Genomic DNA, 9,521 nt, shown 5'->3' with positions numbered 1-9,521 from the left:
TAATGATGGCAGAGAGGTCACACCCGTTCCCATACCGAACACGGAAGTTAAGCTCTCTAGCGCCGATGGTAGTTGGGACCTTGTCCCTGTGAGAGTAGGACGTTGCCAGGCTAATATTATTCCGCAGTAGCTCAGTGGTAGAGCTATCGGCTGTTAACCGATCGGTCGTAGGTTCGAGTCCTACCTGCGGAGCCATTATGCTTCCATAGCTCAGCTGGTAGAGCACTTCCATGGTAAGGAAGAGGTCACCGGTTCAAGCCCGGTTGGAAGCTTGGGAATAGGTTTAAAACTTTTTTGGCCCGTTGGTCAAGTGGTTAAGACACCGCCCTTTCACGGCGGTAACACGGGTTCGAATCCCGTACGGGTCACCACTTTTGGAGGATTAGCTCAGCTGGGAGAGCACCTGCCTTACAAGCAGGGGGTCGGCGGTTCGATCCCGTCATCCTCCACCATATATATTTAAAATGTCGGAGGGGTAGCGAAGTGGCTAAACGCGGCGGACTGTAAATCCGCTCCTTCGGGTTCGGCAGTTCGAATCTGCCCCCCTCCACCATTTTCTTTAAAATAACCTGAGAGGGTTTATTTTTTTGAAAAGATAACCATACTAGTAAATATTAATGGGCTATAGCCAAGCGGTAAGGCAACGGACTTTGACTCCGTCATGCGCTGGTTCGAATCCAGCTAGCCCAGCCATTTACGAGCCATTAGCTCAGTTGGTAGAGCATCTGACTTTTAATCAGAGGGTCGAAGGTTCGAGTCCTTCATGGCTCATCATTTTTGCGGAAGTAGTTCAGTGGTAGAATACAACCTTGCCAAGGTTGGGGTCGCGGGTTCGAATCCCGTCTTCCGCTTAATTAATAAGGGGCCTTAGCTCAGCTGGGAGAGCGCCTGCCTTGCACGCAGGAGGTCAGCGGTTCGATCCCGCTAGGCTCCATCTAAATAAAAAAGCTTACATCATACGATGTAAGCTTTTTTCGTGTTTAAAAAGACAACTTTTATACTTGTCGTTTAAAATGAAGAAAACGTAAAAATAAGGGATGGGGAGATAATTGTGAAAGTTGTTATTGCATCTGATTCATATAAAGAAAGCCTAAAAGCTATAGAAGTATGTGGAGCTATTGAAAGAGGTTTTAGAGCAATTTTTCCTAATGCAGAGTATGTGAAAATACCAATTGGAGATGGAGGAGAAGGGACGGTTGAATCACTTGTTGATGCTACAGGGGGGAGAATTATATCAATTAGTGTGACAGGACCGCTTAGAGAAGGTATACAAGCTTTTTATGGCATTTCTAAAGATAAAAAGACAGCGTTTATTGAAATGGCAGCAGCATCAGGATTACAGCACGTTCCAGTTGAAAAGCGCAACCCACTTATTACAACGACAAAAGGAACAGGAGAACTTATATTACATGCGCTAGATCAAGGAGTGGAGTACATAATTTTAGGACTTGGAGGAAGTGCTACAAATGATGGTGGGGCAGGTATGTTAGCAGCTTTAGGAGTAAGATTTATAAATGACAAGGGTGAAGTAATAGATCCATCTGGAGGCACATTACAATCGATTGTTGCTATTGATTTTTCACGAATGGACCCACGCTTAAAGGGGGTAAAGATAGAAGCGGCATGTGATGTGGATAATCCATTAGTCGGAATGCAGGGAGCATCTTTCGTATTTGGGAGACAAAAGGGTGCAAATATAGAGATGATGAAAGAGCTAGATGAGAATTTACAACATTATGCGAATATGCTTAAACGATATGTATCTTTTGATGTATCTGAAATACCTGGTGCAGGGGCAGCGGGAGGAATGGGAGCGGCTGTTATTTCAGTGTTAAAGGGAGACTTGCGTAGGGGCATTGAAATTGTATTAGATTATACAAATTTCGATAAACATATAGAAGATGCACATCTTATTATAACTGGTGAAGGTAGAATAGATAAACAAACTGCATATGGAAAGGCTCCTGTGGGTGTTGCGGGGCGTGCAAAACGTTTTTCTGTGCCTGTAATTGCTATTGGAGGGTCTGTATCATCTGATTATTCAGCTGTGTACGAGAAAGGAATAGATGCGGTATTTAGTATTACAACGAGACCGATGACACTAGAAGAAGCATATAAAGTAGCAGAAGAAAATATTGAAATGACAACGAAGAATATTGCAACAGTATGGAAAATAGCATCAGAAAAACATTTCTAAATATAGGAGTGTTTTATTATTATTATTTAATAATAGTGATTGCGATTGTTTCATTAAGTTAACTTTATACATAGAATAGTCTTAAAATTTGGTTTTCAACGTGAATATAAGTGAATAAATTGTATATCCATACAGAAAAATGTCGAGTTGAGTCAGACTATATAAAAGATTTAAAATATTTAGTGAAGGCATAAAAGGGGGATACTATCTATGAAAAAAGAAATCTCAGTTATTGGAGTTCCAATGGATTTAGGACAGATGCGTCGTGGAGTTGATATGGGACCGAGCGCGATCCGTTATGCAGGGGTAATTGAAAGAATTGAAGAAATTGGATATGACGTTAAAGATATGGGAGATATATGTATAGAGAGAGAAAAAGAGATAGATGAAAATACAAAATTAAGAAACCTTACACAAGTTGCAACTGTATGTAATGAATTAGCAAGTAAGGTGGATCATATTATAGAAGAAGGTCGTTTTCCACTTGTATTAGGTGGTGACCATAGTATTGCTATCGGTACATTAGCTGGTGTAGCAAAACATTATAAAAACTTAGGCGTTATTTGGTATGATGCACACGGTGATTTAAATACAGAGGAAACTTCACCATCTGGAAATATTCATGGTATGTCACTTGCAGCAAGTTTAGGTTATGGACATTCTTCACTTGTAGATTTATACGGAGCATATCCAAAGGTGAAAAAAGAGAATGTCGTAATTATCGGTGCGCGTGCATTGGATGAAGGAGAAAAAGATTTCATTCGCAATGAAGGTATTAAAGTGTTCTCAATGCATGAAATTGATCGTATGGGGATGACGGCTGTGATGGAAGAAACAATCGCATATTTATCTCATACCGATGGTGTACACTTATCATTAGATTTAGATGGTCTTGATCCTCATGATGCACCAGGTGTTGGAACGCCTGTAATTGGCGGTCTATCTTATCGTGAAAGTCATTTGGCGATGGAAATGTTAGCAGAAGCTGATATTATCACATCTGCTGAATTTGTTGAGGTAAATACGATTTTAGATGAGAGAAATAGAACGGCAACAACAGCAGTTGCTTTAATGGGTTCTTTATTCGGTGAAAAACTAAAATAAATGTAAGAAAAGCAACTGAGAAGTTGCTTTTTTTATTTGAAAATAAGCGTATAATAATGATTTATATTATACTGTACAATAAAAATGTTTGACATCTTACCAATTTGAGCTAAAGGGGGTTGTTTGTAATTGTCGTTTGTTTCATGTATGGTATAATTAACTAGTTGTTGGAAATACATACAGATAGAGCATAAAACAATATTTCAATATATGGATAGAATTGCTCGTAAGTAGGAGGAAGGGATAGCATGCCTTTTGAAGATACGACCATTTTGAAATATCTTAGTACGGCATTAGATATTGCCATTGTATGGTTTATTATATATAAGCTAATTCTTATAATCCGAGGGACGAAAGCTGTTCAACTTTTAAAAGGGATTACAGTTATTATCGTCGTTAAGATGATCAGTATTTTCCTTGAATTGCGTACGCTATCTTGGCTAACTGAACAAGTATTAACGTGGGGATTTTTAGCCGTTATTATTATCTTTCAGCCAGAATTGCGAAGAGCACTTGAGCAGCTAGGGCGCGGGAGTTTATTTTCGCGTGTTGGAACGCATGAGGATGATGAACCTGAAATGGTTGCAACATCGATAGCAAAAGCAACCGAATATATGGGGAAACGTAGAATTGGTGCATTAATTACTTTGTCAAAAGAGACCGGTATGGGTGATTATGTGGAAACGGGTATTCCGCTTAATGCAAACGTATCATCGGAATTACTTATTAATATTTTTATTCCAAATACACCTCTTCATGACGGAGCGGTAATTATGCAAGGAAGTACAATTAAAGCAGCAGCATGCTATCTTCCATTATCAGAAAGTCCGTTTATTTCTAAAGAATTAGGAACTAGACATCGTGCTGCAATGGGAGTTAGTGAAGTTACTGATAGTATTACAGTAGTTGTGTCTGAAGAAACTGGTCAAATTTCTTTAACGAAAAATGGTAAGTTGCATCGTGATTTGAAGACAGAACAGCTGAAAGATATGTTATTAGCTGAATTTAGTGGAAACGAAAAAACGACTTCTTCGTCTTTATGGAATTGGAGGAGAAAGCGTCATGGATAAGTTAATGGAGAATCATTGGTTTTTAAAAGGGATCTCATTACTATTGGCGTGTATGCTTTTTATGTCAGCGACGTTAACTGAAAAAAATACGACATCAGGTATATTACCTTTTGCAAATGATACGAAAGAAACATTAACTAATTATGCTATTAATCTTAAGTATGATGAGGAGAAATATATTGTAAGTGGTATTCCGGCAGAGGGCGTTAAAGTAAAATTAGAAGGCCCAAAAGCATCAGTTGCTACAGCAAAAGCAAAAAAACAATTTGACATACCGGTTGATTTGCGAGATAGTCCAAAAGGAACTTATGAGATTTCTTTAAAAACGAACGGGCTTCCAGATGATGTGAAAGGAACAGTTCAGCCATCAACAATTAAAGTTACTCTTTATGAAAAGGCGAGAAAATATGTTCATGTAGATCTGAAATTATCAAATGAGGATCAGATGCCAGCGGGGGCTACTCTAGAAAAATCAAGCCTTAAACCGGATACTGTTGAGGTAGTTGGGACGAAAGAAGAAATTGAAAGCATTTCATCTGCCAAAGCGTATGTTGATTTAAAAGGTGTTAATAAAACTGTTACAAAAACGCCCGAAGTTACATTATACAATAAAGAAGGAAAACGTTTAAATGTAAGAACAAGTCCATCTAAGATTAGTGTAACGTTGAATGTGGCAACGCAAACTACAGCCAATAATACTGAAAAAACTGTTCCTGTAACGTATACGAAGAAGGGGAGTTTAGCAGAAGGATTGGCGGTTACAAATATCAGTGTTGAACCGAGAGAAGTAACGATAGCTGGTCCAAAAGATATTTTGGATAATATACAATCTCTAGAGGGGGTCGAAGTAGATCTTAGTCAATTGACAGAGTCTACAACATTCGATGCCTCTGTTTTATTACCCAAGGGTGTAACAAGTGCAAAACCGAATCAAGTGAAGGTTTCGGTGGGAGTGCAAAAAACAAAACAAACGAAAACAAAAACGATTGATGGTATCCCAATCCAGAAAAATGGACTGTCTAAAGATGTTACTGCTCAGCTACTTTCGCCGCAAGATGGAAAGATAAGTGTTGATATTTCAGGAGAAGCAAGTATAGTAGATAAAATAACAGCTGCTCAAATAACAGCGGTAATTAATCTGCAAAATGTATCCTCAGGGACGAAAGATATTTCCATTCAAGTGAGCGGTCCTGGTAATATTTCAATAGAGCCAAAACAAAAAAGTGCTAAAGTTACTATTGTGAAGAAAGAAAAACCAGATAAAGAAGTACAGGGTAACGGTCAACAACCGGATTCAAATACGGATCAAGAAAATCAAAATGAGAAACCAAAAAATCCTGAACCTGATTCAGAAAAAGAACAGGAAAAGAATCAAAACCAAAATCAAAATCAAGATAAAGATAAAGAAACGAGTCAAGAACCAACAGTAGATAATCAAAAAGAGCAAGAAAAAGGAGCGAATCATAATGGGTAAATATTTTGGTACAGATGGAGTACGCGGAGTTGCAAATAAGGAGTTAACACCTGAATTAGCTTTCAAAATTGGACGTTTTGGTGGTTATGTATTAACAAAAGATACAGATCGTCCAAAAGTAATTATCGGTCGTGATACACGTGTATCTGGTCATATGTTAGAAGGAGCTTTAGTAGCAGGCCTATTATCAACTGGAGCAGAAGTAATGCGCCTTGGCGTTATTTCTACACCGGGCGTTGCTTATTTAACAAAAGCACTAGATGCACAAGCGGGTGTTATGATTTCTGCATCTCATAATCCAGTACAAGATAACGGTATTAAATTCTTTGGTTCAGACGGCTTTAAATTAACAGATGAGCAAGAAGCTGAGATTGAAGCTTTATTAGACAAAGAAGTTGATGAACTACCACGTCCGACAGGTACTAATCTTGGACAAGTGAGCGATTACTTTGAAGGTGGACAAAAATATTTACAGTACATTAAACAAACTGTTGAAGAAGATTTCTCTGGCCTACATATCGCTTTAGATTGTGCACATGGTGCAACTTCTTCTCTAGCTCCATACTTATTTGCAGACCTAGAAGCTGATATTTCAACAATGGGAACTTCTCCAAACGGTATGAATATTAATGAGGGTGTAGGATCTACACATCCAGAAGGCTTAGCTGAATTGGTAAAAGAAAAAGGTGCGGATATCGGACTTGCTTTTGATGGCGATGGCGACCGTTTAATTGCTGTAGACGAAAAAGGAAACATCGTTGACGGTGATCAAATTATGTTCATTTGTGCGAAATATATGAAAGAAACTGGTCAATTAAAACATAATACAGTTGTTTCAACTGTTATGAGTAACTTAGGTTTTTACAAGGCACTTGAAGCAAATAATATTACAAGTGATAAAACAGCAGTTGGTGACCGCTACGTAATGGAAGAAATGAAGCGTGGGGGTTACAACCTAGGTGGAGAACAATCAGGCCATATTATCTTACTTGATTACATTACAACTGGTGATGGAATGTTAAGTGCACTTCAACTTGTAAACATCATGAAAATGACGAAAAAGCCATTATCTGAGCTTGCAGGAGAAATGACGAAATTCCCACAATTGTTAGTAAACGTTCGTGTAACAGATAAAAAATTAGCATTAGAAAATGAAAAAATTAAAGAAATTATTCGTGTTGTAGAGGAAGAAATGAACGGTGATGGCCGTATTCTTGTTCGTCCATCTGGAACAGAGCCACTTATTCGTGTAATGGCAGAAGCACCAACACAAGAAGTTTGTGATGCATATGTACATCGCATTGTAGAAGTTGTGAAAGCCGAAGTTGGCGCTGAATAATTAGCTGAATTTATATGAAAAAGGAGCACAAAAAGTGCTCCTTTTTCATATGTTTTATAGACGATGAAAAAAATTTCATTGACGGTTTATCCATGTTTGTTATAAGATGGTCTTGTTCTTTTTCTCAAAGGAAATATTGTAAATTATAAAAGCGCCAGAACTACAAATAGTGTAGTTGACGAGGTGGGGTTTATCGAGATTTCGGCGGATGACTCCCGGTTGTTCATCACAACCGCAAACTTTTACTTAAATCATTAAGGTGACTTAGTGGACAAAGGTGAAAGTGTGATGAGAGAAGAGGAACGGATGAAAACTAGCTGTATAAGTATATACGGACTTAAACCCAATCGAGAGGAAGGTGAAAGCCGTTACAAGCTTACAGGGCTAGCAATATGTAATCCGTTTTTTAGTATAAATAAAAATGGTATCGGACTATGTCGTTACATGTTCGCAGAGCAGTGTAAGCATTTGTAACGGCGACTAAACATGTGTGGAATCGTAGGATTTATTGGAGAGCAAGATGCAAAGGAAATTTTATTAAAAGGTTTAGAAAAGCTAGAATATCGTGGATATGATTCAGCAGGTATTGCAGTACAAGCAGAGAACGGTGTTGTTGTATACAAAGAAAAAGGCCGTATCGCAAAACTTCGTGAAATCGTAGATGAGAACGTAGCAGCAAGCGTAGGTATTGGACACACACGCTGGGCTACACACGGTGTTCCAAGTAAGGTAAACGCGCATCCGCATCAAAGTACATCAAAACGCTTTACATTAGTTCATAACGGTGTAATTGAAAACTATGAATTAGTGAAAAAGGAATATTTACAAGATGTAACGTTCGTAAGTGAAACAGATACAGAGGTTATCGTACAGCTTATGGAACAACAAGTGAGCACAGGATTAAGTGTAGAAGAAGCGTTCCGTAATACGCTATCTCTTTTACATGGCTCTTATGCAATCGGATTACTTGATGCTGAAAATCCAAACATGATTTATGTTGCTAAAAACAAAAGCCCGCTATTAGTAGGTGTTGGTGACAACTTTAATGTTGTGGCAAGCGACGCTATGGCGATGTTACAAGTTACAGATCAATTTATTGAGCTAATGGATAAAGAAATCGTAATCGTAACGAAAGAAAGTATTACAATTAAAAACTTACAAGGTGAAACGATTGAACGTGCACCGTTTACAGCGGAATTAGACGCAAGTGATATTGAAAAGGGAACATATCCTCATTTCATGCTTAAAGAAATCGATGAGCAACCACTTGTAATCCGCAATATAATTCAAAAGTATCAAGATGAAAATGGCGAAATTGAATTAAATCAAGACATCCGCAATGCGATTTTAGATAGCGATCGTATTTACATCATTGCATGTGGAACGAGTTATCATGCAGGTCTTGTTGGAAAACAATTTATCGAGAAGTTTGCAAAAATGCCAGTTGAAGTACACGTGGCAAGTGAATTCTCTTACAACATGCCATTATTAACAGAAAGACCATTCTTCATTTACATTTCACAAAGTGGTGAAACAGCTGATAGCCGTGCAGTACTTGTGCAAACAAATGAAATGGGCCATAAAGCATTAACAATTACAAACGTGCCTGGTTCTACGCTTTCTCGTGAAGCTGATTATACACTTCCGTTATACGCTGGACCAGAAATTGCAGTTGCATCAACGAAAGCTTACACAGCACAGCTTGCAGTACTTTCAATTTTAGCGGCTGATATTGCTAAAGCAAAAGGTGAAGTTCTTGATTTCGATTTAACACACGAACTAGGACTTGTAGCAAATGCAATGATAGAACTTTGTGATCAAAAAGAAGAAATGGACGCATTAGCAAAACAATTTTTAGCGACAACGCGTAACTGTTTCTTCATCGGACGTAGCGTAGACTTCTACGTAGGATTAGAAGGTGCGTTAAAACTAAAAGAAATCTCTTACATCCAAGCAGAAGGATTCGCTGGAGGAGAGTTAAAACACGGTACAATCGCTTTAATCGAAAATGGTACACCAGTTATCGCACTTGCTACACAAGAGCACGTAAACCTTGGAATTCGTGGTAACGTGAAAGAAGTAGTAGCACGCGGGGCTAACCCATGTATCATTTCAATGAAAGGCTTAGAAATGGAAGGTGACAGCTTCGTATTACCAGCTGTACACGAAGCGCTAGCACCGCTAGTAGCAGTTATTCCATTACAACTTATCTCATACTACGCAGCACTTCACCGCGAGTGTGACGTTGATAAGCCACGTAACTTAGCTAAGTCTGTTACTGTTGAGTAGGAGATTGGTAGGTTAATAAGTATAGTTATACGTTTGAAATAAATTAAA

The 9,521-nt window shown here is 38.4% G+C and carries 7 protein-coding genes, 9 tRNA genes and 1 rRNA gene; all 17 read left to right on the top strand.

The genetic code is table 11. The features are described from left to right. Positions 1–111 (top strand): 5S ribosomal RNA (gene rrf, locus ACTFRM_RS29430); the annotation flags it as partial. A gap of 9 nt (positions 112–120) precedes the next feature. Further along, positions 121–195: transfer RNA gene (locus ACTFRM_RS29425), tRNA-Asn, on the top strand. A 4-nt stretch (positions 196–199) separates the two neighbouring features. Further along, positions 200–272 (top strand) — tRNA-Thr (locus ACTFRM_RS29420). 24 nt (positions 273–296) lie between these two features. Further along, positions 297–371, top strand: a tRNA-Glu gene (locus ACTFRM_RS29415). A gap of 5 nt (positions 372–376) precedes the next feature. Beyond that, positions 377–452 (top strand) — tRNA-Val (locus ACTFRM_RS29410). Positions 453–469: 17 nt separating this feature from the next. Then, a tRNA-Tyr gene (locus tag ACTFRM_RS29405) sits at positions 470–553 on the top strand. A gap of 65 nt (positions 554–618) precedes the next feature. Next, a tRNA-Gln gene (locus ACTFRM_RS29400) sits at positions 619–693 on the top strand. A 5-nt stretch (positions 694–698) separates the two neighbouring features. Next, positions 699–771 (top strand) — tRNA-Lys (locus ACTFRM_RS29395). Positions 772–779: 8 nt separating this feature from the next. After that, positions 780–851, top strand: a tRNA-Gly gene (locus ACTFRM_RS29390). A gap of 10 nt (positions 852–861) precedes the next feature. Beyond that, a tRNA-Ala gene (locus tag ACTFRM_RS29385) sits at positions 862–934 on the top strand. Between the two features lie 117 nt (positions 935–1,051). Further along, a complete protein-coding gene (locus ACTFRM_RS29380) occupies positions 1,052–2,197 on the top strand; it encodes a glycerate kinase (RefSeq protein ID WP_149215617.1) in 1,146 nt (381 codons plus the stop codon). A gap of 210 nt (positions 2,198–2,407) precedes the next feature. Further along, positions 2,408–3,301 (top strand): arginase, encoded by an 894-nt coding sequence (gene rocF, locus ACTFRM_RS29375; protein ID WP_000711563.1) that lies wholly within the window; start codon positions 2,408–2,410, stop codon positions 3,299–3,301. Positions 3,302–3,549: 248 nt separating this feature from the next. Then, positions 3,550–4,371 (top strand): diadenylate cyclase CdaA, encoded by an 822-nt coding sequence (gene cdaA, locus ACTFRM_RS29370; protein WP_149215616.1) that lies wholly within the window; start codon positions 3,550–3,552, stop codon positions 4,369–4,371. Then, on the top strand, positions 4,364–5,845 hold the full coding sequence (locus ACTFRM_RS29365) for a CdaR family protein (RefSeq protein WP_163093556.1): 1,482 nt from the start codon (positions 4,364–4,366) through the stop codon (positions 5,843–5,845). The genes cdaA and ACTFRM_RS29365 overlap by 8 nt, the downstream gene beginning before the upstream one ends. Then, positions 5,838–7,184, top strand: a complete 1,347-nt coding sequence (gene glmM, locus ACTFRM_RS29360) for a phosphoglucosamine mutase (RefSeq protein ID WP_000521476.1) — start codon at positions 5,838–5,840, stop codon at positions 7,182–7,184. The genes ACTFRM_RS29365 and glmM overlap by 8 nt, the downstream gene beginning before the upstream one ends. 288 nt (positions 7,185–7,472) lie before the next feature. Beyond that, positions 7,473–7,658, top strand: a complete 186-nt coding sequence (locus ACTFRM_RS29355) for a hypothetical protein (RefSeq protein WP_001206405.1) — start codon at positions 7,473–7,475, stop codon at positions 7,656–7,658. A gap of 12 nt (positions 7,659–7,670) precedes the next feature. Further along, positions 7,671–9,473 carry a glutamine--fructose-6-phosphate transaminase (isomerizing) gene (gene glmS, locus ACTFRM_RS29350; protein WP_000334163.1) on the top strand — a complete coding sequence of 601 codons (1,803 nt, stop codon included), beginning with the start codon at positions 7,671–7,673 and terminating at the stop codon, positions 9,471–9,473. Positions 9,474–9,521: the final 48 nt, after the last annotated feature.

Origin of the sequence: Bacillus cereus group sp. MYBK227-1 (genome assembly GCF_051916325.1) — a bacterium.
Classification (GTDB): domain Bacteria; phylum Bacillota; class Bacilli; order Bacillales; family Bacillaceae_G; genus Bacillus_A; species Bacillus_A cereus.
The sequence above is the reverse complement of the archived record's forward strand: the minus strand, read 5'-3'. Positions and strand labels throughout refer to the sequence as shown.

What these genes read in the sequence shown, in the direction of transcription:
- rocF (WP_000711563.1), top strand. Translation starts at nt 2,408, where the DNA reads ATGAAAAAAGAAATCTCAGTTATTGGAGTTCCAATGGATTTAGGACAG.
- cdaA (WP_149215616.1), top strand. Translation starts at nt 3,550, where the DNA reads ATGCCTTTTGAAGATACGACCATTTTGAAATATCTTAGTACGGCATTA.
- ACTFRM_RS29365 (WP_163093556.1), top strand. Translation starts at nt 4,364, where the DNA reads ATGGATAAGTTAATGGAGAATCATTGGTTTTTAAAAGGGATCTCATTA.
- glmM (WP_000521476.1), top strand. Translation starts at nt 5,838, where the DNA reads ATGGGTAAATATTTTGGTACAGATGGAGTACGCGGAGTTGCAAATAAG.
- ACTFRM_RS29355 (WP_001206405.1), top strand. Translation starts at nt 7,473, where the DNA reads ATGAGAGAAGAGGAACGGATGAAAACTAGCTGTATAAGTATATACGGA.
- glmS (WP_000334163.1), top strand. Translation starts at nt 7,671, where the DNA reads ATGTGTGGAATCGTAGGATTTATTGGAGAGCAAGATGCAAAGGAAATT.